General features: G+C 62.5%; 26 protein-coding genes. 17 read left to right on the top strand and 9 right to left on the bottom strand.

The window, feature by feature from the left end; translation table 11 throughout:
• Position 1: 1 nt before the first annotated feature.
• Complete coding sequence (locus SSARUM2_RS02025; protein WP_039567725.1) at positions 2–289, bottom strand: type II toxin-antitoxin system RelB/DinJ family antitoxin; 288 nt, start codon at positions 287–289, stop codon at positions 2–4.
• Positions 290–394: 105 nt separating this feature from the next.
• Positions 395–1,450 (bottom strand): permease, encoded by a 1,056-nt coding sequence (locus SSARUM2_RS02020; RefSeq protein WP_060452827.1) that lies wholly within the window; start codon positions 1,448–1,450, stop codon positions 395–397.
• 227 nt (positions 1,451–1,677) lie between these two features.
• Between SSARUM2_RS02020 and phnF the strand changes: the two genes are divergently transcribed.
• From phnF to phnP, 11 genes are read left to right on the top strand one after another with little or no spacing between them, the layout of a single operon-like run.
• Positions 1,678–2,406 carry a phosphonate metabolism transcriptional regulator PhnF gene (gene phnF / locus SSARUM2_RS02015; RefSeq protein WP_015376439.1) on the top strand — a complete coding sequence of 243 codons (729 nt, stop codon included), beginning with the start codon at positions 1,678–1,680 and terminating at the stop codon, positions 2,404–2,406.
• Positions 2,407–2,850: a phosphonate C-P lyase system protein PhnG gene (phnG, locus tag SSARUM2_RS02010; protein ID WP_019453314.1), complete on the top strand. Its 444-nt coding sequence runs from the start codon at positions 2,407–2,409 to the stop codon at positions 2,848–2,850.
• A 3-nt stretch (positions 2,851–2,853) separates the two neighbouring features.
• Positions 2,854–3,435 (top strand): phosphonate C-P lyase system protein PhnH, encoded by a 582-nt coding sequence (gene phnH / locus SSARUM2_RS02005; RefSeq protein ID WP_060452828.1) that lies wholly within the window; start codon positions 2,854–2,856, stop codon positions 3,433–3,435.
• Positions 3,435–4,520 (top strand): carbon-phosphorus lyase complex subunit PhnI, encoded by a 1,086-nt coding sequence (locus SSARUM2_RS02000; protein WP_033648646.1) that lies wholly within the window; start codon positions 3,435–3,437, stop codon positions 4,518–4,520. The genes phnH and SSARUM2_RS02000 overlap by 1 nt, the downstream gene beginning before the upstream one ends.
• Positions 4,513–5,373, top strand: a complete 861-nt coding sequence (locus SSARUM2_RS01995; protein ID WP_060452829.1) for an alpha-D-ribose 1-methylphosphonate 5-phosphate C-P-lyase PhnJ — start codon at positions 4,513–4,515, stop codon at positions 5,371–5,373. Before SSARUM2_RS02000 ends, SSARUM2_RS01995 begins: the two co-directional genes overlap by 8 nt.
• Positions 5,373–6,161 (top strand): phosphonate C-P lyase system protein PhnK, encoded by a 789-nt coding sequence (phnK, locus tag SSARUM2_RS01990; protein ID WP_038879071.1) that lies wholly within the window; start codon positions 5,373–5,375, stop codon positions 6,159–6,161. Before SSARUM2_RS01995 ends, phnK begins: the two co-directional genes overlap by 1 nt.
• Before the next feature lie 16 nt (positions 6,162–6,177).
• A complete protein-coding gene (gene phnL / locus SSARUM2_RS01985) occupies positions 6,178–6,882 on the top strand; it encodes a phosphonate C-P lyase system protein PhnL (protein WP_049232449.1) in 705 nt (234 codons plus the stop codon).
• Entirely contained in the window at positions 6,882–8,018 is a 1,137-nt protein-coding gene (gene phnM, locus SSARUM2_RS01980) for an alpha-D-ribose 1-methylphosphonate 5-triphosphate diphosphatase (RefSeq protein ID WP_060452830.1), read from the top strand. Before phnL ends, phnM begins: the two co-directional genes overlap by 1 nt.
• Complete coding sequence (phnN, locus tag SSARUM2_RS01975) at positions 8,018–8,587, top strand: ribose 1,5-bisphosphokinase (RefSeq protein WP_060452831.1); 570 nt, start codon at positions 8,018–8,020, stop codon at positions 8,585–8,587. The genes phnM and phnN overlap by 1 nt, the downstream gene beginning before the upstream one ends.
• Complete coding sequence (locus SSARUM2_RS01970) at positions 8,584–9,186, top strand: DapH/DapD/GlmU-related protein (protein ID WP_060431055.1); 603 nt, start codon at positions 8,584–8,586, stop codon at positions 9,184–9,186. Before phnN ends, SSARUM2_RS01970 begins: the two co-directional genes overlap by 4 nt.
• A gap of 12 nt (positions 9,187–9,198) precedes the next feature.
• Positions 9,199–9,981 (top strand): phosphonate metabolism protein PhnP, encoded by a 783-nt coding sequence (gene phnP / locus SSARUM2_RS01965; protein ID WP_282488602.1) that lies wholly within the window; start codon positions 9,199–9,201, stop codon positions 9,979–9,981.
• Here the strand turns inward: phnP and SSARUM2_RS01960 are convergent.
• Positions 9,938–10,570: an NAD(P)H-binding protein gene (locus SSARUM2_RS01960; RefSeq protein ID WP_060439166.1), complete on the bottom strand. Its 633-nt coding sequence runs from the start codon at positions 10,568–10,570 to the stop codon at positions 9,938–9,940. The two genes, phnP and SSARUM2_RS01960, sit on opposite strands and share 44 nt — an antisense overlap.
• 30 nt (positions 10,571–10,600) lie before the next feature.
• Complete coding sequence (locus SSARUM2_RS01955) at positions 10,601–11,041, bottom strand: YhbP family protein (RefSeq protein WP_048321242.1); 441 nt, start codon at positions 11,039–11,041, stop codon at positions 10,601–10,603.
• Between the two features lie 434 nt (positions 11,042–11,475).
• Here SSARUM2_RS01955 and speFL point away from each other — a divergent pair, with 434 nt between their 5' ends.
• The 4 genes from speFL (at position 11,476) to SSARUM2_RS01935 (ending at position 15,788) form a co-directional block, all read left to right on the top strand.
• Complete coding sequence (speFL, locus tag SSARUM2_RS01950) at positions 11,476–11,580, top strand: leader peptide SpeFL (protein ID WP_004933443.1); 105 nt, start codon at positions 11,476–11,478, stop codon at positions 11,578–11,580.
• Between the two features lie 274 nt (positions 11,581–11,854).
• On the top strand, positions 11,855–14,017 hold the full coding sequence (gene speF / locus SSARUM2_RS01945) for an ornithine decarboxylase SpeF (protein WP_120150907.1): 2,163 nt from the start codon (positions 11,855–11,857) through the stop codon (positions 14,015–14,017).
• Positions 14,018–14,079: 62 nt separating this feature from the next.
• On the top strand, positions 14,080–15,396 hold the full coding sequence (potE, locus tag SSARUM2_RS01940) for a putrescine-ornithine antiporter (protein ID WP_025305085.1): 1,317 nt from the start codon (positions 14,080–14,082) through the stop codon (positions 15,394–15,396).
• Positions 15,397–15,482: 86 nt separating this feature from the next.
• The gene (locus SSARUM2_RS01935; protein WP_147419254.1) at positions 15,483–15,788 is read left to right on the top strand and encodes a GIY-YIG nuclease family protein; all 306 of its coding nucleotides are present in this window, start codon (positions 15,483–15,485) and stop codon (positions 15,786–15,788) included.
• Here the strand turns inward: SSARUM2_RS01935 and SSARUM2_RS01930 are convergent.
• Both SSARUM2_RS01930 and SSARUM2_RS01925 read right to left on the bottom strand, forming a co-directional pair.
• Complete coding sequence (locus tag SSARUM2_RS01930) at positions 15,775–16,278, bottom strand: N-acetyltransferase (RefSeq protein WP_060452834.1); 504 nt, start codon at positions 16,276–16,278, stop codon at positions 15,775–15,777. The genes SSARUM2_RS01935 and SSARUM2_RS01930 overlap by 14 nt on opposite strands.
• Complete coding sequence (locus tag SSARUM2_RS01925) at positions 16,272–16,799, bottom strand: SCP2 domain-containing protein (RefSeq protein WP_185744074.1); 528 nt, start codon at positions 16,797–16,799, stop codon at positions 16,272–16,274. The genes SSARUM2_RS01930 and SSARUM2_RS01925 overlap by 7 nt, the downstream gene beginning before the upstream one ends.
• Positions 16,800–17,051: 252 nt before the next feature.
• Here SSARUM2_RS01925 and SSARUM2_RS01920 point away from each other — a divergent pair, with 252 nt between their 5' ends.
• Together SSARUM2_RS01920 and SSARUM2_RS01915 are read left to right on the top strand one after the other, a co-directional pair.
• Positions 17,052–18,047, top strand: coding sequence for a peptidase U32 family protein (locus tag SSARUM2_RS01920; protein ID WP_015376422.1), 996 nt, complete (start codon positions 17,052–17,054; stop codon positions 18,045–18,047).
• 11 nt (positions 18,048–18,058) lie between these two features.
• Positions 18,059–18,937 (top strand): U32 family peptidase, encoded by an 879-nt coding sequence (locus SSARUM2_RS01915; protein WP_060430738.1) that lies wholly within the window; start codon positions 18,059–18,061, stop codon positions 18,935–18,937.
• A 691-nt stretch (positions 18,938–19,628) separates the two neighbouring features.
• On the opposite strand, the gene SSARUM2_RS01910 is transcribed toward SSARUM2_RS01915, so the two are convergent.
• The 3 genes from SSARUM2_RS01910 to SSARUM2_RS01900 are packed head-to-tail and all read right to left on the bottom strand — an operon-like array spanning position 19,629 to position 22,872.
• The gene (locus SSARUM2_RS01910) at positions 19,629–20,768 is read right to left on the bottom strand and encodes an ABC transporter permease (RefSeq protein ID WP_033648660.1); all 1,140 of its coding nucleotides are present in this window, start codon (positions 20,766–20,768) and stop codon (positions 19,629–19,631) included.
• The gene (locus SSARUM2_RS01905; protein ID WP_033636832.1) at positions 20,765–21,919 is read right to left on the bottom strand and encodes an ABC transporter permease; all 1,155 of its coding nucleotides are present in this window, start codon (positions 21,917–21,919) and stop codon (positions 20,765–20,767) included. The genes SSARUM2_RS01910 and SSARUM2_RS01905 overlap by 4 nt, the downstream gene beginning before the upstream one ends.
• Entirely contained in the window at positions 21,901–22,872 is a 972-nt protein-coding gene (locus SSARUM2_RS01900; RefSeq protein WP_060452835.1) for an efflux RND transporter periplasmic adaptor subunit, read from the bottom strand. Before SSARUM2_RS01900 ends, SSARUM2_RS01905 begins: the two co-directional genes overlap by 19 nt.
• Positions 22,873–22,879 lie beyond the last annotated feature (7 nt).

Below are 22,879 nucleotides of genomic sequence, written 5' to 3'. Positions count from 1 at the left end.
CCTATTTTCGGTCGTATTTCGCTCTAATTTTTGCCTTAAAGGCATCCATGCTTTCTTCTACTTCTTGTTGGCTAAGGTAAACAGCATTACCCTCATGCAGACGGGAAAAAGCTGCATCTACCTTATCTTTCAACCAGTTTTCGTGTTCCTCTGCGGCCCGTTGCTCATCAGCCATTTGCTCCGCCAAGCGGCGACAGGCTTCACTTAATGTCGTTCCTTTAGCCTCGGCGGCCTTTTGCGCCAAACGCTTGGTTTCATTTTCGATGCGAAACTGGATGCGACTTTCCATCTTTGCTCCTCCTGCAATCGCACGATGGCGACACTAAATCTTGAACAGACACGTTAGCACATTTGTGACAACAACATCGAGATGAAAGGTCGATTTTTGAACATTTTACACCAACCCCATCCCCACCACGCCGGTCAGTGCGCCGCACAGCGCCACCAGCGCCGCCGTCAGGCACAGCGCCCGGGCGGAGAAGGCTTTGTTGAGCATCAGCAGCGAAGGCAGGCTGACCGCCGGCAGGGTCATCAGCAGCGCCAGCGCCGGGCCGGCGCCCATGCCCGCCAGCATCATGGTCTGCACGATCGGGATCTCCGCCGCGGTGGGGATAACAAACAGGCAGCCGACGATCGCCAGGCCGATGATCCACAGCAGGCTATTGTCGACGGCGCCGTCAGCGTGCGGGAACAGCCAGACCCGCGCTGCCCCCAGCGCCAGCACCGCCAGCACGTAGATCGGAATGGTCGACCAAAACAGCGCCCACAGCGCTTTGCCCCAGCGCGCAAGGAACGGCTGTTCCTCGCTCTGCGCCGTCAGCACCAAAGGCTGCGGCGCGACGGGCTGCGGGTCGTTGGCGGTCACGCGCTGCACCAGCCAGGCGATGCCCAGCACCATCACCACGCCCGCCACCAGGCGGATGGCGGCGAACGGCCAACCGAGCACAAACCCCATGAACACCAGCGTCGCCGGGTTCAATACCGGGTTGGCGAGCCAAAAGGCCAGCGCAGCGCCGCTGGACACCGACTGGCGGCGCATGCCGGCGGCAACCGGCGCGGCGCAGCAGGTGCACATCATGCCCGGCAGCGCGATCAGCGCGCCCAGCACGGTGCCGGAAAAACGCCGGTGGCCGAGCGTGCGCGCCAGCCAGTCGCGCGGGATCAGCACCTGCACCAGCGAACCTAACAGCACCCCGAGCAGCGCCGCCTTCCATACCGCGGTGAAGTAGACCAGCGCGTACTGCCAGGCCGCCAGCCAGGGGCTCGCGGCGCCGTCGGCCAAGATCGACTTGCCGATCGAGTGGCTGTCCGCCGCCACGAACGCCTTGCCGTAGTAAGGCTGCCATTTGACGTAGTAGAGGCCGACGGCCACCACCAACAGAAACAGGATCGGTTTCCACAGCGGCCAGGCGCGTGGGGCGGGTTCAGGGGCGTTCAGAGGTTGCGGCATAGTAGCGGCCAGAGTCAGTCAACAGAGGCGCCAGCATAGCGCGCCGTCGCCGCCCGTGCACGCCCGGGCTGTCCTAAATAGTTCATCTGTTCGCCACCGATGCGTAACGCGATTGTCATCTGCGCCCGGCACCATGATGCCAACTTGAAAACCACAGGGTAGACGCACGATGAAACGCACCGCTTCCGCCTTCATCGCACAGCCATCGGTATGACGAGGTTTTTATTATGATGGAGTTATCTAGACATCCGACCACTTACCCCACGCGCTATCAGCAGATCGCCGCACAGCTGGAACAGGAGCTGCGCACGCAATACCGCTGCGGCGACTACCTGCCTTCGGAACAGCAGCTGGCCGAGCGTTATCAGGTCAATCGCCACACCCTGCGCCGCGCGGTGGATCAGCTGGTGGAGCGCGGCTGGCTGCAGCGCCGCCACGGCGTCGGCATTCTGGTGCTGATGCGGCCTTACGACTACCCGCTGCACGCCAATACCCGCTTCAGCCAGAACCTGTTCGAGCAGGGCAGCCATCCCACCAGTGAGCGCTTACTCGCTGTCTTGCGCCCGTGCAATGGGCATGTTGCCAGCGCACTCTCGCGTGAAGAAGGCGAAATGGTGATCCACCTGCGCACCCTGCGCCGGGTCAACGGCGTGCCGATGAGCGTCATCGACCACTATCTGCCCGATCTGGACTGGTGGCCGGCGCTGCAGCAGTTCCACAGCGGTTCGCTGCACCAGTTTATCGAACAGCACCTGCAGCAGCCGCTGACCCGCCGCCAGACGCGCATCAGCGCGCGCCGCGCGCAGGCCAAAGAGAGCCGGCTGCTGGAGATCGCCACCCACGCGCCGCTGCTGTGCGTGCGCACCCTTAACGTCCGCAGCGGCGGCGAAGACGTGGCGGAATACTCCGTCAGCCTGGCCCGCGCCGACATGATTGAACTGACGATGGAGCACTGAATGCAAGCCTTAGAGTCGAGACAACGCTGGATGTCGGTGCTGGCGCACAGCCGGCCCGAGCAGCTGCGCAGCCACTGGCAGGCGCTGAACCTCAGCCCGGGTTACCGCAGCATCCGCGCGCCGGAGATCGGCCTGGCCCAGTTGCAGGGGCGCATGGGCGCCACCGGCCGCCGCTTCGTGCTGGGGGACATGACGGTCACCCGCGCGGTGGTGCAGCTGGACAACGGCGGCTACGGCTACAGCTATATCGCCGGGCGCGACAAGGCGCACGCCGAGCTGTGCGCGCTGGCCGATGCGCTGCTGCAACAGCCGGAACACGGCGAACGCCTGCAACAACAGCTGATCGCGCCGCTGGCCGCACTGCAGCACGAGCAGCGCCAGCTGCGCGCCCGGGCGATCGCCGCCAGCCGGGTGGATTTCTTTACGCTGGTGCGAGGGGATTAAGCCATGAGTTTATTGACCGGTTTTGAACAACCGATAGACCAATCGCAGCACGCTTTCCGTTTGATTCTTAAAGCGTTAAGCGAACCGGGGCATCGGGTGACGCTGCCGAACGGCCCGGCCTGGGCGCCGCTGAACGCCGCCAGCACCGCCGCGCTGCTGACGCTGGCCGATCAGGAAACGCCGCTGCAGCTGTGTTCGGCGCTAAAAAGTGAGCAAGTGCTAACAAACATCCGTTTTCACAGCGGCGCGCCGCTGGCCGCCACGGCGCAAGAGGTCTGTTTTGCCCTGTTCGATGAGCAGCTGCAGGCCGCCGATCTGCAGGCGTTGCCGCACGGCACGGAAATCTCGCCGGAGTTCGGTGCCACGGTCATCGTGCAGCTCGGCGAACTGGAGAACGGCGCCGCGCTGCGCCTGACCGGCCCCGGCATCGAGAATCATCGCCTGATAGCGCCGCGCCTGCCGCCGGCGCTGCTGGATTACCTGGTCAACCGCCCGCAGCGCTTCCCGCTGGGGCTGGATATTTTGCTGACCTGCGGCGATCGCCTGCTGGCGATCCCGCGGACCACCCGCGTGGAGGTGTGCTGATGTACGTAGCGGTAAAAGGGGGCGAAAAAGCCATTGAGGCCGCCCATCAGCTGCAGGAACAGCTGCGGCGCGGCGACGACGCGCTGCCGGCGCTCGGCGCGGAACAAATCGAACAGCAGCTGGGGCTGGCGGTGGATCGGGTGATGACCGAAGGCGGCATCTACGATCGCGAGCTGGCGGCGCTGGCCATCAAACAGGCCAGCGGCGATCTGGTGGAGGCGATCTTCCTGCTGCGCGCCTATCGCACCACCCTGCCGCGCCTCGCGGTCAGCGAGCCGCTGGCCAGCGAAAACATGCGGCTGGAGCGGCGCATCTCGGCGGTTTACAAGGACTTGCCCGGCGGGCAGGTGCTGGGGCCAACCTACGACTACACCCACCGGCTGCTGGACTTCGCGCTGCTGGCGGAAGGCGAGGCGCCGCATGCACCGCAGGCCGACGAACCGCTGCCGGATAACTGCAGCCACGTGTTCGATCTGTTGTGTCGCCAGCAGCTGGCGCGGGAGGAACAGGACGACGGCAGCACGCCGGACGACATCACCCGCAACCCGCCGGTTTACCCCTGCTCGCGCTCGGCGCGCCTGCAGCAGCTGGTGCGCGGCGACGAAGGTTTTCTGCTGGCGCTCGGCTACGCCACCCAGCGCGGCTACGGCCGCAACCACCCGTTCGCCGGCGAGATCCGCACCGGCCACGTTTCGGTGGAGATCGTGCCTGAAGAGCTCGGTTTCGCCATCGATATCGGCGAAATCCTGCTAACCGAGTGCGAAATGGTCAACGGCTTCGTCGATCCAAAGGACCATCCGCCGCACTTCACCCGCGGTTACGGGCTGGTGTTCGGCCGCGCCGAACGCAAGGCGATGGCGATGGCGCTGGTAGATCGCGCATTGCAAAGCCCCGACTACGGCGAAGGCGTCGCCGGCCCGGCGCAGGACGAAGAGTTCGTGCTGGCCCACGCCGACAACGTCGAGGCCGCCGGCTTCGTCTCCCATCTCAAGCTGCCGCACTACGTCGACTTCCAGGCCGAACTGGAGCTGCTCAAGCGGCTGCGACAGGAATACAGCGAGCGTCAGGAGGCCCGCAATGAGTGAAGTATTGACCGGCTATAACCTCGGCTATCTGGACGAGCAGACCAAGCGCATGATCCGCCGCGCCATACTCAAGGCGGTGGCGATCCCCGGCTATCAGGTGCCGTTCGGCGGCCGCGAGATGCCGATGCCCTACGGCTGGGGCACCGGCGGCATTCAGCTCACCGCCAGCGTCATCGGCCGCGCCGACGTGCTGAAGGTGATCGACCAGGGCGCCGACGACACCACCAACGCGGTGTCGATCCGCCGCTTCTTCCAGCGCGTCGCCGGGGTGGGAACCACCGAACGCACGCCGGAGGCCACGCTGATCCAGACCCGTCACCGCATTCCGGAAACGGCGCTGCGCGAAGACCAGATCCTGATCTATCAGGTGCCGATCCCGGAGCCGCTGCGCTTTATCGAACCGCGCGAAACCGAGACCCGCAAGATGCACGCGCTGGAGGAGTACGGCGTGATGCAGGTGAAGCTGTATGAAGACATCGCGCGCTACGGCCATATCGCCACCACCTACGCCTACCCGGTGAAGGTTAACGATCGCTACGTGATGGATCCTTCGCCGATCCCGAAATTCGACAACCCGAAAATGCACATGATGCCGGCGCTGCAGCTGTTCGGCGCCGGGCGCGAGAAACGCATCTACGCCCTGCCGCCGTTCACCAAGGTGGAGAGCCTGGACTTCGACGACCACCCGTTCAGCGTGCAGCAGTGGGACGAACCCTGCGCGCTGTGCGGTTCGCGCCACAGCTACCTGGACGAGGTGGTGCTCGACGATCGGGGCAACCGCATGTTCGTCTGTTCGGACACCGACTACTGCCGGCAGCAGTTGGCGCAATCTTCGCAAGAGGCGCAGCACTGATGACTTCCACCCCTTTGAGCACCACTCCGCTGCTGTCGGTGAACCGGCTCACCCACCTGTACGCCCCCGGCAAGGGCTTCAGCGACGTGTCGTTCGACATCTACCCCGGTGAAGTGCTGGGCATCGTCGGCGAATCCGGCTCCGGCAAAACCACGCTGCTGAAATCGATCTCGGCGCGGCTGGCGCCGCAGCGCGGGCAGATCCTTTACCGCCCACAGGCGGGCCAGGAACAGGATCTGTACGCCATGGCGGAGAGCGATCGCCGCCGCCTGCTGCGCACCGACTGGGGCGTGGTGCACCAGCACCCGCTCGACGGCCTGCGGCCGCAGGTCTCCGCCGGCGGCAACATCGGCGAGCGGCTGATGGCCATCGGCCAGCGCCACTATGGCGACATTCGCCGCCAGGCCGGCCAGTGGCTGGAAGACGTCGAAATTCCGCTGTCGCGCCTCGACGATCTGCCGACCACCTTCTCCGGCGGCATGCAGCAGCGGCTGCAGATCGCCCGCAACCTGGTCACTCACCCCAAGCTGGTGTTTATGGATGAGCCGACCGGCGGGCTAGACGTGTCGGTGCAGGCGCGCCTGCTCGATCTGCTGCGCAACCTGGTGGTGGAAATGCAGCTGGCGGCGGTGATCGTCACCCACGATCTCGGCGTGGCGCGGCTGCTGGCCCACCGCCTGCTGGTGATGAAACAGGGCGAAGTGGTGGAGAGCGGCCTGACCGACCGGGTGCTGGACGATCCGCACCATCCTTACACCCAGCTGCTGGTTTCTTCGGTGCTGTCGTAACCCAAGGCGATAACAGATGACTATGCAAATCCGAGTTGAACATCTCAGTAAAACCTTTGTGCTGCACCAGCAGTACGGCACCCGGCTGCCGGTGCTGCACGACGCCAACCTGACGGTCGGCAGCGGCGAATGCGTGGTGCTGCACGGCCACTCCGGCAGCGGCAAATCCACCCTGCTGCGCTCGCTGTACGCCAACTACCTGCCGGACAGCGGCCATATCTGGATCAACCACCAGGGCGACTGGCTGGACATGGTCAGCGCCGATGCGCGCCAGATTCTGGCGGTGCGCCGCCATACGCTGGGCTGGGTCAGCCAGTTCCTGCGGGTGATCCCGCGCATCAGCGCGCTGGAGGTGGTGATGCAGCCGCTGCTGGAACAGGGCGTCGAACGCGCCGAGTGCCGAGAACGCGCCGAAGCGCTGCTCGCTGCGCTCAACGTGCCGCAGCGCCTGTGGCCGCTGGCGCCGTCCACCTTCTCCGGCGGCGAGCAGCAGCGGGTGAACATCGCGCGCGGCTTTATCGTCGATTACCCCATCCTGTTGCTGGACGAACCGACCGCCTCGCTCGACAGCCGCAACAGCGCGGCGGTGGTGCAGCTTATCGAACGCGCCAAGGCGCGCGGCGCGGCGATCGTCGGCATTTTTCACGATGAAGGCGTCCGCCGACAGGTCGCCGACCGGCTTTATGACATGCAGGCGCCGCAGGCGCTGGAGGCCCTCTGATGATCGTCAATAACGTTAAGCTGGTGCTGGATGACCAGGTGGTGCAAGGCTCGCTGGAGATGCAGGACGGCGTGATCCGCAGCTTCGCCGACGGCCCGAGCCGGCTGCCGCAGGCGCTGGACGGCGACGGCGGCTGGCTGCTGCCGGGGCTGATCGAGCTGCATACCGACAACCTGGACAAGTTCTTTACCCCGCGCCCGAACGTTGACTGGCCGGCCCATTCGGCGATGAGCAGCCACGACGCGCTGATGGTGGCCAACGGCATCACCACGGTACTGGACGCGGTAGCGATCGGCGACGTGCGCGACGGCGGCCACCGGCTGGAAAACCTGCAGAAGATGATCGACGCGGTGATCCACAGCCAGCGCGCCGGGGTGAACCGCGCCGAGCACCGGCTGCACCTGCGCTGCGAGCTGCCGCACGAGAGCACGCTGCCGCTGTTCGAACAGCTGATGGACAAGCCGGGCGTGTCGCTGGTGTCGCTGATGGATCACTCGCCGGGCCAGCGCCAGTTCGCCTCGCGCGAAAAGTACCGCGAATACTATCAGGGCAAATACCACCTCAACGATCAACAGATGAGCGAGTACGAGGAGCAGCAGGTCGCCCTGTCCGCCCGCTGGGCCGCGCCGAACCGCGAGGCGATCGCCGCCCACTGCCGCGCGCGCCGCATCTCGCTGGCCAGCCATGACGACGCCACCGCCGCGCACGTCGCCGAATCCTGCGCGCTGGGCAGCGCCATCGCCGAGTTCCCCACCACCGAGGCGGCCGCCCGTGCCTCGCACCAGCAGGGCCTGCAGGTGCTGATGGGTGCGCCGAACATCGTGCGCGGCGGCTCCCACTCCGGCAACGTGGCGGCGCACCACCTGGCGGCGCTGGGGGTGCTGGATATCCTCTCTTCCGATTATTACCCGGCCAGCCTGCTGGACGCGGCGTTTCGCCTCGCGGCGGACGAACGCAACGCCTACGATCTGCCCCTGGCGGTGCGCATGATCACCCGCAACCCGGCGCGGGCGCTGGATCTGCAGGATCGCGGCACCCTCGCCGAAGGGCTACGGGCGGATCTGGTGCTGGCACGGCCGCACGGCGAACACGTTTACGTGCAGAACGTGTGGCGCCAGGGCAGGCAGGTGTTCTGATGGCGCGGCTCATCTACCTGATGGGGCCTTCCGGCGCAGGCAAGGACAGCCTGCTGGCCGCGCTGCGAGCCGGCGCCGACCGCGCACCGCTGGTGGCGCACCGTTACATCACCCGGCCGGCGGACGCCGGCTGCGAGAATCACATCGCGCTGAGCGAACCGGAATTTCTGCGCCGCCGCGCCAAGGGGCTGTTCGCGCTCGACTGGCAGGCCCACCAGCAGCGCTACGCGTTCGGGATCGAAGTGGATCTTTGGCTGCTGCAGGGGATCGACGTGGCGGTCAACGGTTCGCGCGCCCACCTGCCGCAGGCGCAGCAGCGCTATGGCGCGCAGCTGCTGCCGGTGTGCCTGCAGGTCAGCGCCGCGATCCTGCGCCGGCGCCTGCAGGATCGCGGGCGGGAAAGCGCCGAACAGATCGAGCAGCGGCTGGCGCGGGCGGCGGAATATCAGCAGAGTCTGCCCGCCGGCTGCCGGGTGCTGCACAACGACGGCCCACTCGACGACACCCTGGCGGCGCTGCTGGCGCTGCTGCCTACCGCCACCCGACAAGCTCAGGACGCGACGCCATGAACGACTTTGCCCAGCCGAAAATCGGCGACAACGTGACCCTTAATCGCACCCGGCTCGGCCAATATGTGCATCTGGCCGACGATGCGATCCTGGAAGAGGTGGAGATGGGGGACTACTCCTACACCGCCGGGCACAACCAGATTTTTTACGCCACTATCGGCAAGTTCGTCTCCATCGCCTCCTATGCGCGCATCAATCCCGGCAACCACCCGACCTACCAGCGTATCGCGCAGCACCACTTTACCTACCGCGCCTCCGAATACGGGCTGGGGGAAGACGACGCGGCGTTCTTCGACTGGCGGCGCGAGCACCACGTCACCGTCGGCCACGACGTGTGGATCGGCCATAACGCCATCCTGATGCCGGGCGTCAGCGTCGGCAACGGCGCGGTGATCGGCAGCGCGGCGGTGGTCACCAAGGACGTGGAGCCTTACAGCATCGTCGCCGGCGTGGCGGCCAAGAAGATCGGCATGCGCTTTGACGACGCGCTGATAGAACGCATCGAACGCAGCCAGTGGTGGCACTGGGATCACGCCACGCTGCAGGCGCGGCTGGCGGATTTTCGCGACATCAACCACTTTGCCCAGAAGTACCTTTAACGGAGGGGAGCGATGCAACTGACCTTTCTCGGCACCGGCGGCGCGCAGCAGGTGCCGGTGTTCGGCTGCGACTGCCCTATCTGCCAACGGGCGCGGCGCGAGCCGGCATTTCGGCGGCGAGCATGCAGCGCCATGCTTAACTATCAGGGGGAAACGACCTTATTGGATGCGGGATTGCCGGCTTTGGAGCGGCGATTTTCGGTGGGGCAAATTCAACGTTTTTTACTGACACATTACCACATGGATCACGTTCAGGGGTTATTTCCTTTGCGTTGGGGGTGCGGAAATTCCATTCCGGTATATGGCCCGCCGGATGAACAGGGCTGCGACGACCTGTTCAAACACCCCGGCATTCTGGCGTTTCAGCCGCCGCTGGCGCCCTTCGCCACTGTCGAACTGGGCGGCATGCGCATCACCCCGCTGCCGCTGCAACACTCCAAGCTGACCCACGGCTATCTGATCCAGGCGGCGGGCGCTGCGCTGGCCTACCTGACCGACACCGTCGGCCTGCCGCCGGCCACCGCCGACTATCTGCAAAACGTGGCACTGGATCTGCTGGTGCTCGATTGCAGCCTGCCGCCGCAGCCGCAGGCGCCGCGCAACCACAACGATCTGACCCGCGCGCAGGAGACGCAGCGGTTGCTGCAGCCCAAACGCACGCTGCTGACGCACATCAGCCATCATCTCGAGCTGTGGCTGTTGGACAACGAACTGCCCGCCGGGCTGGAGCTGGCGTTCGATCACCTCAGCGTCAGCCTCGGTAGCAGTGCAGCCGATCCGACTCCAGCACCCTGACCCCTTCGCCCGGCGTGAACGCCTGCTGCAGCAGCGTTTGCGCCACGTCTTTGGCGGAGACGGCGCGCCATTTGCCGGGCAGCAGCCTGAACAGCGGCAGCGTGAGGCGCTCCATCAGGCGCGGCGCAGGGCGATCCCCCACCAGCATAGAAGGCCGCACCAGCGTCAGGCGCGGCCAGTGCTGTTCGCGCAGCGCCTGCTCCATCTCGCCTTTGGTGCGGTTATACAGGAAGGTGGAATCCGCGTTGGCGCCCAGCGCGCTCACCACCAGACAGTGCTGCGCCCCCAAGCGGCGGCCGGTCAGCGCGCTCTCCACCACCAGTTGATAATCGACGTAGCGGAAGGCATCGGCGCTGCCCGCCGCCCGGCGGGTGGTGCCCAGGCAGCAGAACACCAGATCGACCGGCTGCTGCAGGCTACTCAGCAGCTCGAACAACGCATCGCCAACCGGGTTGGTCAGCTTGCCGTGCGGCGGCAGCGGCGTGCGCGTCGGCGCCACGATGGCCGTTACCTGCGGATCGCTTTGCAACAGCTGCAGCAACTCGCGCCCCACCAGCCCGGTTGCGCCGACTAACAGTGCTCGCGCCATGCAATCTCCCGTTGTAATCAATACGTCGACTTAAAGTATAGACCGCGCCCAGTGCAGCTTCTTGCCGAAGCCGAGGGTGTTATCGGTCATCTTCACCTCGTGCAGATCCAGCCGCCAAACCGCGGCCTTCATCGCCCTGGCGATCGGGAAGCGCTTGCAGTAACGCGCGCGCGCCGCCTCGGCTTCTTCGCCGCTCAGCAGCACCGCCTCGGCGCGGTACTGCACGCCGCGGATCAGCGCGATGCTTTTCGGCTTCGGCGCGATGGTGCCAACCACCCGGCCGTTGTTCAGCATCAGCCCGCCGTGGCGGGTGTGCGGTTCGGTCATCAGCCACAGCGCCATCGTCGCGGCGTCGAACACGTAAAAACAGTTGGCGCACCACATGTCGAGACCGTCGCCGGCGCACAGCGTCAAGACGTGTTGTTTGCCGATGAAATCCGCAATCTGCTGCCGTTGTTCTGGGGTATTCAAGGTTGCTCGCCTCCCTGTTCACTCACTTCATCTTACCCTGCGTTGTTGAGGCGAGTCACAAATAACGATAATCATCAAAAAACCCAAAGTGAATATAAAAACACAATAACTGCATTTTTATTAACTTAGGCCAGAAAAAGATTTATAACATAAAAAATACAAGACGGATTTATTTGATCATTATGCAACCGCTTATTCGACCGGTTCTTTTATTCCCATCCTGACGACACGCAAATTTAGCGCACCCGCCCGGAGTCGATTAGCAATTCGTTTACAAGCCCGTTGGCTCACCTGAACGCTGTTTATGCAACTCATTGCATAACAGGTGAATAGTTATTTATAAACACCGGCATTTATGTGACCTTCATCACGATTTTTAGCCAACCTTGCGTTAAAATAGCGCCATCTTTTCACTCAGCAAGGTGGATTAGAAAATGGAAAACAATAACCGCAAAATGGCGCATATCAGGCGCACAACCCATATTATGATGATGGCTCATCGCAGCTGCTTTAGCTTCGCATTCTTCAACTACAGATAACCCTCTCCCCTCGCTCTTACGCCGTTGATAAGAGTGTCATTGCGTTTTTATTTATTCTCCGTACACCGGTGATAATATCGCTTTCTCGCTAACCGGGAAGGACACGCAATTCATTCTTAATTTCGGCCAAGCGCATCCAAGATAAATAAAACAACGAACACAGTTAATGCCTTTCGGCATCGCTGGGTTCTCGCACACCTTTATTTTCGTGAAGGCGTTAGCGGCAAATGGAATTATTTGCCGACGGACTGCCTTTGCCTGAAGAATGAGAAAAATGAAAAAATTAAAAATTGCCGCCAACACCCAAACCCTCGTCTGCTTTGAAACTGAACGCGACATCGTCGATGTGCATCACAGCGATTTCAATGACGTCGCCGCCATCGTGCTGTCGGTAGACGACGTCACGCACGGCATGGTGGCGCGCATTGAAGAGCACGGCCTGAACATTCCGCTGTTCGTCGCCGTCTGCTGCGAAGAAGAGCTGGATAACGCCGTATTGCCGGCGCTACATGGCGTGTTTGAGCTGTGCGGCAAGAATACCCAGTTCTACGGCAAACAGCTGGAGGCCGCCGCCGCCAAATATGAGAGCGAGCTGCTGCCGCCGTTCTTCAACACGCTGACGCAGTACGTGGAAATGGGCAACGCCACCTTCGCCTGCCCCGGCCACCAGGGCGGCGAGTTCTTCCGTAAACATCCGGCGGGCCGCCAGTTCTTCGACTTCTACGGCGAAACGCTTTTCCGCTCCGATATGTGCAACGCCGACGTCAAACTGGGCGACCTGTTGATCCACGAAGGCGCGCCTTGCGCCGCGCAGCAGCACGCCGCCAAGGTGTTCAATGCCGACAAGACCTACTTCGTGCTCAACGGCACCTCGGCCTCGAACAAGGTGGCGACCAACGCCCTGCTGACGCGCGGCGATCTGGTGCTGTTCGACCGCAACAACCATAAATCCAACCACCACGGCGCGTTGATCCAGGCCGGCGCCACGCCGGTTTATCTGGAAACCGCCCGCAACCCGTTCGGCTTTATCGGCGGCATCGACGCGCACTGCTTCGACGAACGCTACCTGCGCCAACAGATCCGCGAAGTGGCGCCGGAACGCGCCAACGAAGCCCGCCCGTTCCGCCTGGCGATCATCCAGCTCGGCACCTACGACGGCACCATCTACAACGCCCGCCAGGTGGTCGACAAGATTGGCCACCTGTGCGACTACATCCTGTTCGACTCCGCCTGGGTGGGCTATGAGCAGTTCATTCCGATGATGAAAGACTGCTCGCCGCTGCTGCTGGAGCTGAACGAAAACGATCCCGGCATCATCGTCACCCAGTCGGTGCACAAACAGCAGGCCGGCTTCTCACAAACCTCGCAGATCCACAAAAAAGACAAGCACATCAAGGGGCAGAGCCGCTACTGCAACCACAAGCGCTTCAACAACGCCTTCATGCTGCACGCCTCTACCAGCCCGTTCTACCCGCTGTTCGCCGCGCTGGACGTCAACGCCAAGATGCACGAGGGCAAAAGCGGCCAGCGCCTGTGGCAGGAGTGCGTGCGCGTGGGGATCGAAGCGCGCAAAATGCTGCTGGATACCTGTACGATGATCAAACCGTTCGTACCGGATCAGATCGACGGCAAGCCTTGGCAGGCCTATGACACCGCGGCGATGGCCAACGATCTGCGCTTCTTCAACTTCGTGCCCGGCGAGAAATGGCACGCCTTTGAAGGCTATGCCGAATCGCAGTACTTCGTCGATCCGTGCAAACTGCTGCTCACCACGCCGGGCATCGATACCGCCACCGGCAGCTACAGCGAGTTCGGCATCCCGGCGACCATTCTGGCCAACTACCTGCGTGAAAACGGCATCGTGCCGGAAAAATGCGATCTCAACTCGATCCTGTTCCTGCTGACGCCGGCGGAAGACATCGCCAAGATGCAGCATCTGGTGGCCCTGATCGCCCGCTTCGAGCAGCACATCGAGCAAAACTCCCTGCTCAGCGAGGTGCTGCCTGCGGTCTATAAAAACCACCAGCAGCGCTACAAAAACTACACCATCCGCCAGCTGTGCCAGGAAATGCACGATCTTTACGTCAGCTACGACGTTAAAGAACTGCAAAAAGAGATGTTCCGCAAAAGTTATTTCCCGCGCGTGGTGATGAATCCGCAGGACGCCAATACCGAGTTCGTGCGCGGCAATGTGGAATTGGTCTCGCTGGCTAAAGCCGAGGGCCGCATCGCCGCCGAAGGCGCCCTGCCTTACCCGCCGGGCGTGCTGTGCGTGGTGCCCGGTGAAATTTGGGGCGGCGCCGCGCAGCGTTATTTCCTGGCATTGGAAGAAGGCATCAACTTATTGCCGGGATTCGCGCCGGAATTGCAGGGCGTTTATATCCAACAGGATGAGGATGGCTGGAACCGCGCTTACGGCTACGTCATGAAAAATTAATCACCTTACGGGGCGGCGATGATTCTCGCCGCCCGGATCGCATCCTAAAAGAGAAAATGATCATGAGTAAGTCCAATAATAAAATGGGGGTCGTGCAATTAACGATCCTGACCGCCGTGAATATGATGGGTTCCGGCATAATTATGCTGCCAACCAAGCTGGCCGAAGTGGGCACGATTTCGATCGTTTCCTGGCTGGTGACCGCCGTCGGCTCGATGGCGCTGGCCTACGCCTTCGCCAAATGCGGCATGTTCAGCCGTAAATCCGGCGGCATGGGCGGCTACGCCGAATACGCCTTCGGCAAATCGGGCAACTTTATGGCGAACTACACCTACGGCGTTTCGCTGTTGATCGCCAACATCGCCATCGCCATTTCCGCCGTCGGCTACGGCACCGAGCTGTTCGACACCACCCTCAGCCCGCTCGGGATCTGTATCGCCACCATCGGCGTGCTGTGGCTGGCGACCGTCGCCAACTTCGGCGGCGCGCGCATCACCGGCAAAATCAGCGGCATCACCGTCTGGGGCGTGATCATTCCGGTGGTGGGCATCTCGGTCATCGGCTGGTACTGGTTCAGCGGCAGCGCCTACGTCGCCGCCTGGAACCCGCATCAGGTGCCAACCTTCGAAGCCATCGGCGCCTCCATCTCAATGACCCTGTGGGCGTTCCTGGGGCTGGAATCCGCCTGCGCCAACACCGACGTGGTGGAAAACCCGGAGCGCAACGTGCCGATCGCCGTACTGGGCGGCACCCTCAGCGCGGCGGTGATCTATATCATTTCAACCAACGTGATCGCCGGCATCGTGCCGAACATGGACCTGGCCAACTCTACCGCCCCGTTCGGGCTGGCGTTCTCCCACATGTTCAACCCGACGGTCGGCAAGATCATCATGGCGTTGATGGTGATGTCCTGCGTCGGCTCGCTGCTCGGCTGGCAGTTCACCATCGCTCAGGTGTTCAAATCCTCCGCCGACAGCGGCTTCTTCCCGAAAATCTTCTCCAAGCTGAGCAAGGCCGACGCGCCGGTTAAAGGCATGCTGACCATCGTCGTCATCCAGAGCGGCCTGTCGCTGATGACCATCAGCCCGTCGCTGAACAAGCAGTTCAACGTGCTGGTGAACCTGGCGGTGGTGACCAACATCATCCCTTACATCCTGTCGATGGCGGCGCTGGTCATTATTCAGAAAGTGGCGAAAGTGCCGGACAACAAGGCGCGCATCGCCAATATCATCGCCGGCATCGGCGCGCTGTACAGCTTCTACGCGCTCTACAGCTCCGGTGAGGAAGCGATGATGTGGGGCGCCATCGCCACCTTCCTCGGCTGGACGCTGTACGGCATCGTTTCGCCGCGCTTCGAACTGGCGGGAAAAAAGGGGTAAAGCGGTAGGGCACCGGCGGCCGGGGATGGGATTGTGATGGCGAACATGCCATCATACGCCGACCCTGGCCACCGAAACGGCGTACGATGACCGACACCTCCCCCACTCTCTGGCACCTCTACATGCTGCGTTTACCGAGCGGCATGCTGTATACCGGCATCACCACCGACGTGGCGCGCCGCCTGGCGCAGCATCAAGCCGGCAAAGGCGCCAAGGCGCTGCGCGGAAAAGGGGAACTGACGCTGGCGTTTCACTGCCAGGTGGGGGATCGCTCAACGGCGCTGAAGCTGGAATACCGCGTCAAACAGCTGAGCAAAATACAAAAAGAGCGGCTGGTGAATCACCCGCCGCTGTCGTTGGAGTATCTATTGCCGGTCGTTAAAAGCGATTAAACGGCGCCGAAAAAGCCACTTCGCCGCTGACGCCATTCAGGGCGTCTTCCGCCAGCGGATACACCTGGAACGCACTTTCCGTGTCCGGCCAGCGGCAGTTCAGGCCATAGGCAGCGGCCGGTTTAAAACCGAAGCGGCCGTAGTAGGCCGGATTGCCCAGCACCACCACCGCGGCGTAGCTGAATTCGTTCAACGAATCCAAACCTTCGTACACCAGCTTTTCAGCCAGCCCCTGGCGGCGCAGGCTTTCGTCTACCGCCAGCGGCGCCAGCGCCACCCATTGGCGATCTTCGCCGGCCACGTCCACCGGGCTGAACGCGGCGTAACCCACCACCCCGCCTTCGTCGTCAGTGGCGACCACGCCCAGCGTCAGCAGGCCATCTTCGCGCAGCTGCTGCACCAGATCGGCTTCGTCGTCGCGGCCAAAGGCGCGGCGCAGCAAGGCGTCTATGCCCGCCGCGTCTACCGGGATCTCTACGCGGATCAGCATGATACCGCCGCACGGGAAGCCGACGCCGTGCCCTCCTGCAACCCTGCTTCGACAAAATCAGCCAACTGCAACAGCCCCATGCGCAGCGGCGCAGGCATGCTTTCCAGCTCGATGGCGTCCATCAAATTTTTCACATACAGGCCCAATTCGGTATCCCCTTCAATCTGCAGCCGACGCTGAAAGAACAGCGTATCCGGATCTTGCTTGCGCGCCGCGATCAGGATCAGATCGTTGGCGTCGCCGCTGAAACTGACGTCCGCTTCGGCGTGCTGGCTGACCACCAGTTTGTCGTTTTCTACCGTCATAAACCAGTGTAGCGCCAGATCGCGAACTTCGATCTTCAGCCAGCGCGATTCGAGAAATTCCAGATCGCCATCCGCCAACGCCTGGCGGAACTGCCAGCTCAGCACCTGTTGCAGCAGCTGGCGCTGCAGGGCGAACGGCGTGAATTTCAGCGGGATGCGCAGCAGCGACGGCCCCTGGCGCACAAGGCGTGCTCGTAGTTGTTCCAACACGGTCATCCACTCCTTTCAATACGGACTACCGCTATTTTGCCACACTGGCGCGCGGCTTCAGCGGTCTATATCAACAAATAGTGCATTTCACCGCCATGTTTATCAATACGCCATAAGCTGCCCCAAATCAAAACCTGTGTGCGCCCCTTTGCCTAAAATGGCCTCCCCGATTCGCGTTTGCCGGCGGAACACCGCCGTCGGCAACCTTTAAAGACAGCGTGCGCCCGTCCGGGCGCACGGCTAAGCCAGGATAAATCTATGGAGCTGCTTTGTCCCGCCGGCAACCTGCCGGCCCTGAAGGCCGCGGTGGATAACGGCGCCGACGCCGTTTACATCGGCCTGAAAGACGATACCAACGCGCGCCACTTCGCCGGCCTCAACTTCACCGAGAAAAAGCTGCAGGAAGCGGTCGATTACGTGCATCGCCACGGCCGCAAGCTGCATATCGCCATCAACACCTTCGCCCATCCCGACGGCTACGCCCGCTGGCAGCGCGCGGTGGATATGGCGGCCCAGCTGGGCGCCGACGCGCTGATTCTGGCGGACCTGGCGATGCTGGAATACGCCGCCCAGCGCTACCCACAGCTGGAGCGCCACGTTTCGGTGCAGGCCTCCGCCACCAACGAGGAGGCGATCCGTTTCTACCAGCGCAACTTCGAGGTGGGCCGGGTGGTGCTACCACGCGTGCTGTCGATGCATCAGGTGAAACAGCTGGCGCGCACCAGCCCGGTGCCGCTGGAAGTGTTCGCCTTCGGCAGCCTGTGCATCATGGCCGAGGGGCGCTGCTATCTCTCCTCCTACCTGACCGGCGAATCGCCGAACACCGTCGGCGCCTGTTCGCCGGCGCGGTTCGTGCGCTGGCAGCAAACCCCGCAGGGCATGGAGTCGCGCCTGAACGACGTGCTGATCGACCGCTACCAGGACCATGAAAACGCCGGCTACCCGACGCTGTGCAAGGGCCGCTATCTGGTGGACGACGTGCGCTACCACGCGCTGGAAGAGCCCACCAGCCTCAATACGCTGGAGCTGCTGCCGGAGCTGCTGGCCGCCAACATCGCCTCGGTGAAGATCGAAGGCCGCCAGCGCAGCCCGGCTTACGTCAGCCAGGTGGCGCGCGTCTGGCGCCAGGCGATCGACCGCTGCCAGGCCGATCCGGCCGCCTACCGCGCCGACGCCGCCTGGATGGAGACGCTGGGCGCGATGTCCGAGGGCACCCAGACCACGCTGGGCGCCTATCACCGCAAATGGCAGTAGCCGGAGGAAACATGAAATACGCACTCGGGCCGGTGCTCTACTACTGGCCGAAAAACGACATCGCGGCGTTCTATCAGCAGGCGGCAGAGAGCAGCGCCGACATCATTTACCTCGGAGAGAGCGTCTGCACCAAGCGGCGCGAGATGAAGGTCGGCGATTGGCTGGCGCTGGCGCGCGAAATCGCCCGCAGCGGCAAGCAGGTGGTGATCTCTACGCTGGCGCTGCTGCAGGCGCCGTCCGAGCTGAATGAGCTGAAACGCTATGTGGAGAACGGCGAGTTCCTGTTTGAAGCCAACGATCTGGGCGCGGTGAACATGGCGGCGGAGCGCGGTTTGCCGTTCGTCGCCGGCCACGCGCTGAACTGCTACAACGCCTATACCCTGCGCCTGCTGCGCCGCCAGGGCATGATGCGCTGGTGCATGCCGGTCGAGCTGTCGCGCGACTGGCTGGCCAACCTGCTGACGCAGTGCGACGAGCTGGGCTTCCGCCATGATTTCGAGGTGGAGGTGCTGAGCTACGGCCACCTGCCGCTGGCCTATTCGGCGCGCTGCTTCACCGCCCGCTCGGAGAACCGCGGCAAGGACGAGTGCGAAACCTGCTGCATCAAGTATCCGCAGGGCCGCATGATGCGCTCGCAGGAGCAACAACAGGTGTTCGTGCTCAACGGCATTCAGACCATGAGCGGCTACTGCTACAACCTCGGCAACGAGCTGCCGAGCATGCAGGGGCTGGTGGACATCGTGCGGCTGTCGCCGCAGGGCGCCGAGACGCTGGCGCAAATCGATGCCTTCCGCGCCAACGAACGCGGCGAAAAGCCGCTGGCCTTGACCGATCACGCCGACTGCAACGGCTACTGGCGCCGCGTGGCGGGATTGGAGTTGGTGTCTTAGCGAGGTAAGCGCCGGCGGCGCACTGTCGCCGGCATTGTTTATTTATCAAGATGAATACGGTTATTTCCGCCGTGGAACCAATGGAATAAACTTACACACATCAGGCAGCAGCTTCTGATACCAAAATAAGTAAAAACCGCGATGACCGCATCTACCAAATGTTCTCCGTATGAAATAACACTTAGCGAGGAGAACGAGACAAGTAACATGCTCAACGTTAGCGCCATCATATTACAAAGCGGGTCTAAAATACGTCTATTGGCCATAACCCACCCTCTATTGTTGAAACGGTAAAAGCGATGTTCTCATCACCATCGACACTGCCCATTAACGCTATTGGCGTTTTTATTGCCCCCCAAGGCACCACCGTTATTCTTATTATTCCCTGCGGGGCTGTTATCGGCGCAAGAGACCGCCCCCATCAAGCCACCGGCAACCGCCAATCAGTTTCATCTCATCAGAAGTAAGCTCTCTTATTGTTGACATGTTTATATCATCCTTTAAATAACACGTTATAGATAAAACTAACGTCAACCATTAGTTCCCTAAACCGGCCGACAATGACAATTACCAAAGTCAATATAAGAAATTAAATCAAAATAACAATAGACATCCCGCTAAATAAACAACCTTAAACATATCGATAATACGACATAATAAAGGCGCCGAATATGGCGCCTTTATTGGTTCCCTACGCCCGCCGTTTCCTGAACATCCCGCGCAGCGCCACGCTGTTGCGCAAGAAGCCGACGCCGAAGCCCAGCAGGGTGTAGACCACGCCGAGCACCAGCATCATCATCACGTCGCCCCACACTTCATTCAGCGACAACCCCATCTGGTTGACACCGGCGATCGCCTTGGTGCCCCAGGTGGAGGGAATGCTGTAGGAGATGGCGCGCACCCAGGCCGGCATTGACTGCAGCGGCCAGATGGTGCCGGACAGGTAGAAGATCGGCGTGGTGATGAACGCCAGCGTCAGGTAGATCATTTCGACGCTGCGCAGGCACTCGGTCACCAGCTTGCCCAGCCCCAGCACCGCCAGCAGGAACGGGAAGGTCAGCAGCAGCAGTTCGGCGATGTTCGCCGTCTGCCTGTAGCCCAATACCCACGGCCACAACACGAACAGCACGATCGACAGGAACAGCCAGATCGGCAGCAGCGCCGTCAGCCCGCCGAGGTGCGCCGCCAGCGGCGCCTTGCCGCCGGGCATGCTCTTCATGGCGATGTTGACGCGGATACAGGCGATCAGCAGCGAGTGCTGCAACAGCATCACCAGCAGGCCGGGAAAGATGATCGCCGCGAAGCTGATGCCGGGGTTAAACACGTCCAGCGTTTGCCCCAGTATCGGCGTCAGCAGTATCTGCGCCTGCCGTTCGCTGAAGCCGCTGCGCAGCAGCAGCCCGTTGTTGTACTCCGTCAGCAGCTGCTGGTAGGCCGCCACCACGTCCTGTTGGATCTGGCCGTTGGCCAGGCGGTTGGTGGCGTCGCCGTACACCGGCACCACGATGTTCTGCCCGCTGAGGATCTTCTTCTCCAGATCCACCGGCATGATGATCACCGCAAACAGCTTGCGCCAGCTGAGATCGCGCTGCGCCTGCTCCAGGCTGTCGTAGGTTTCGATCGCTATCTTGGAGGTGGCGTCCAGTTGGCGGATCAGCTGCCGGCTGGCGGTGCTGTGGTCCTGATCGACCACCCCCACCGGCAGATCCCACACCGTGCGGTTGGCGTACACCATGCTCATGATGCACAGCGACAGGATCAGCATCAGCCATACCGGCCGCTCCAGCATGCCGAGCAGCACCTTAACGAAGGTTTGCCAATAGAGCTTCATCCGGCGTTCCCCTCTTTTGCCAGCCGCGCCGGCAGGCGATTGCGCACCAGCAGCGCGGCCACCAGCGGGTAGACCGCCAGCAGCGCACACACGCTGAAAATGGCGCTGGCGTGCACCTGCCGCAGGAACACGTCGAACATCGCGTACAGCGCGTGGGTCAGCGGCTCGATGTTGGAAATGATGCGCGCCGGCAGCGGCATCGACAGCTCAGGCACCGCCATGCCGGAGAAGGTCATCGCGATACTGACCAAAATACCGATCAGGCTGTAGGCGGTGATGGTGCTGCCGGTAAAGGTGTACAGCAGCAGGCCGATGCTCTGCGCTGCCATCACGTAAAACAGGCCGATCATCAGCATAAACAGCGGGTTGCCGCTGACGCGGGCGTCAAAGATGCCCACCAGCGCCGCGATCTCCACCATCAGCAGGGTGGTGAAACACAGCGTGTACGGCGCCAGCTTGCCGAGCAGCGCCAGGCTGAACGGCTTGGCCTGCAGCAGCGATTTGCTGCGCGCCAGCACGTAGATCATGCAGGTCACCGCGAACAGCTGCAGCAGATGGATGGTGGCGGCGAACTGCTGGTAATAGATATAGCTGCCGCTGGCGTTGAACAGGCTGCCGTAAGAGAGCGTCACGTCCGCCAGCGGCGGCAGCGATTTGCCCATCTCGGTGGCGATGATGCTGCGGGTGCTGGCGTTGATTTCGTTCATCAGGCCGCCGAAGTCCTGGGTAGAGTACAGCCCGGCGCCGTAGAACAGCGCGTTGTAGTACATCACCACGCTAGGCTGTTTGCCCGACAGCGCGTTGGCCTCGAAGTCCGGCGGAATGTACAGCAACGCGTAATCCTGCGCGCTGCGCAGGCGGCTCAGCGACTCCGGCAGCCCGCCGCCGTAGGCCTCGACGTGGGCGTGCGACCCGGCGTCCAGCCGCCGGGTCAGCGATTTGGACAGCGGGCTGTGATCGCTGTCCACCACCGAGACCGGCAGATCGAGCAGCGTGCCTTCGGAGAAGTTGCTGCTGATCAGCCCAAACAGGATCAGCGGAAAGATCCAGCTCAGCCAGTGCACCACCGGGCTGCGAAAGGCGACGCGACACTCTTTGTCGAACGCGTGACTGAAGCAGCGCCAGCCGGCCCTTACTCTTTCCATTGCCATAAGGTGCTCATCCCCGGACGCAGGCCGTCCACCGGCTGTGACGGATACAGGCGCACTTCGAAGGTTTTCAGGTCGAAGTCGCCGGTGGCGCGGGTGGCGCGTTTGGTGGCGTAATCCCCCAGCGGCGCGATGTAGCGCACCTCGGTGTCGATCATTTTGTCCTTCAGCGCCGGCACCCGCAGCTTGACCTTGTCGCCTTTGCGCACGTGGGCCAGGATGTCTTCGCGCAGGTTAAACACGAAGTAGGCGTCCGGCACCCGGATCAGCGTCACCAGCGGGCTGCCGGCGTTCAGCAGCTCGCCCACTTCGGCCGGGATCGGCCCCACTTCGCCGTCCACCGGCGCTTTCACCTGCAGATCGTCGCTCTGCGCCTGGATCTGCAGCAGGTTCTCTTCCGCCGCCCGCAGCGCCGCCGCGTATTGTTGCCGCAGCTCGACGCGGTCGCCGTTGATACCTTCGTCCAGGTTGGCCTTGGCCGCCTGCACCTGCTGGAAGGCGGTGTCGCGCGCCCGGCGCGAAGCGTCCAGCTCGGACTTCGAGATATAGCCCTTGCCGGACACGCTCAGGTTGCGGTTGTAGTCGTTTTGCGCGTTGCGGTACTGCGCCTCGGCCTGCGCCAGGTTGGCTCGCAGGTTGCGGATGCTCTCTTCACGGGTGCCGTGCAGCGACTGATCGAGCTGCGCCTTGGCCTCGTCGCGCGTCGCCTGCGCGGAACGCAGCTGCGCCATCAGTTCGGGGCTGTCGAGCTGAATAATCAGTTGGCCGCTTTTCACATCGTCGCCGCGTTCGATCAGGCGTTCAACCACCCGGCCTTTCGCTTTGGAAGCGACGATCACTTCGGGGGCGTCCACTTCACCCTGCAGTAACAGATCCTGATTATGCGCGCGGAACAGGATCGCCAATGCGATCGCCACCATCATCAGCAACAGGGTAAACAGCGTCTTTTTTTTCATTATGTCG

The sequence above is a fragment of the Serratia sp. K-E0102 genome (assembly GCF_029962625.1).
In the GTDB taxonomy this organism is placed as follows: Bacteria; Pseudomonadota; Gammaproteobacteria; order Enterobacterales; family Enterobacteriaceae; genus Serratia; species Serratia sarumanii.
This window is presented reverse-complemented; position numbering and strand designations above follow the sequence as displayed.

Bases quoted from the DNA above. Each gene is read 5' to 3' on its own strand.
- SSARUM2_RS02025 (WP_039567725.1), bottom strand. From the start codon at position 289: ATGGAAAGTCGCATCCAGTTTCGCATCGAAAATGAAACCAAGCGTTTG.
- SSARUM2_RS02020 (WP_060452827.1), bottom strand. From the start codon at position 1,450: ATGCCGCAACCTCTGAACGCCCCTGAACCCGCCCCACGCGCCTGGCCG.
- phnF (WP_015376439.1), top strand. From the start codon at position 1,678: ATGATGGAGTTATCTAGACATCCGACCACTTACCCCACGCGCTATCAG.
- phnG (WP_019453314.1), top strand. From the start codon at position 2,407: ATGCAAGCCTTAGAGTCGAGACAACGCTGGATGTCGGTGCTGGCGCAC.
- phnH (WP_060452828.1), top strand. From the start codon at position 2,854: ATGAGTTTATTGACCGGTTTTGAACAACCGATAGACCAATCGCAGCAC.
- SSARUM2_RS02000 (WP_033648646.1), top strand. From the start codon at position 3,435: ATGTACGTAGCGGTAAAAGGGGGCGAAAAAGCCATTGAGGCCGCCCAT.
- SSARUM2_RS01995 (WP_060452829.1), top strand. From the start codon at position 4,513: ATGAGTGAAGTATTGACCGGCTATAACCTCGGCTATCTGGACGAGCAG.
- phnK (WP_038879071.1), top strand. From the start codon at position 5,373: ATGACTTCCACCCCTTTGAGCACCACTCCGCTGCTGTCGGTGAACCGG.
- phnL (WP_049232449.1), top strand. From the start codon at position 6,178: ATGACTATGCAAATCCGAGTTGAACATCTCAGTAAAACCTTTGTGCTG.
- phnM (WP_060452830.1), top strand. From the start codon at position 6,882: ATGATCGTCAATAACGTTAAGCTGGTGCTGGATGACCAGGTGGTGCAA.
- phnN (WP_060452831.1), top strand. From the start codon at position 8,018: ATGGCGCGGCTCATCTACCTGATGGGGCCTTCCGGCGCAGGCAAGGAC.
- SSARUM2_RS01970 (WP_060431055.1), top strand. From the start codon at position 8,584: ATGAACGACTTTGCCCAGCCGAAAATCGGCGACAACGTGACCCTTAAT.
- phnP (WP_282488602.1), top strand. From the start codon at position 9,199: ATGCAACTGACCTTTCTCGGCACCGGCGGCGCGCAGCAGGTGCCGGTG.
- SSARUM2_RS01960 (WP_060439166.1), bottom strand. From the start codon at position 10,570: ATGGCGCGAGCACTGTTAGTCGGCGCAACCGGGCTGGTGGGGCGCGAG.
- speFL (WP_004933443.1), top strand. From the start codon at position 11,476: ATGGAAAACAATAACCGCAAAATGGCGCATATCAGGCGCACAACCCAT.
- speF (WP_120150907.1), top strand. From the start codon at position 11,855: ATGAAAAAATTAAAAATTGCCGCCAACACCCAAACCCTCGTCTGCTTT.
- potE (WP_025305085.1), top strand. From the start codon at position 14,080: ATGAGTAAGTCCAATAATAAAATGGGGGTCGTGCAATTAACGATCCTG.
- SSARUM2_RS01935 (WP_147419254.1), top strand. From the start codon at position 15,483: ATGACCGACACCTCCCCCACTCTCTGGCACCTCTACATGCTGCGTTTA.
- SSARUM2_RS01930 (WP_060452834.1), bottom strand. From the start codon at position 16,278: ATGCTGATCCGCGTAGAGATCCCGGTAGACGCGGCGGGCATAGACGCC.
- SSARUM2_RS01925 (WP_185744074.1), bottom strand. From the start codon at position 16,799: ATGACCGTGTTGGAACAACTACGAGCACGCCTTGTGCGCCAGGGGCCG.
- SSARUM2_RS01920 (WP_015376422.1), top strand. From the start codon at position 17,052: ATGGAGCTGCTTTGTCCCGCCGGCAACCTGCCGGCCCTGAAGGCCGCG.
- SSARUM2_RS01915 (WP_060430738.1), top strand. From the start codon at position 18,059: ATGAAATACGCACTCGGGCCGGTGCTCTACTACTGGCCGAAAAACGAC.
- SSARUM2_RS01910 (WP_033648660.1), bottom strand. From the start codon at position 20,768: ATGAAGCTCTATTGGCAAACCTTCGTTAAGGTGCTGCTCGGCATGCTG.
- SSARUM2_RS01905 (WP_033636832.1), bottom strand. From the start codon at position 21,919: ATGGCAATGGAAAGAGTAAGGGCCGGCTGGCGCTGCTTCAGTCACGCG.
- SSARUM2_RS01900 (WP_060452835.1), bottom strand. From the start codon at position 22,872: ATGAAAAAAAAGACGCTGTTTACCCTGTTGCTGATGATGGTGGCGATC.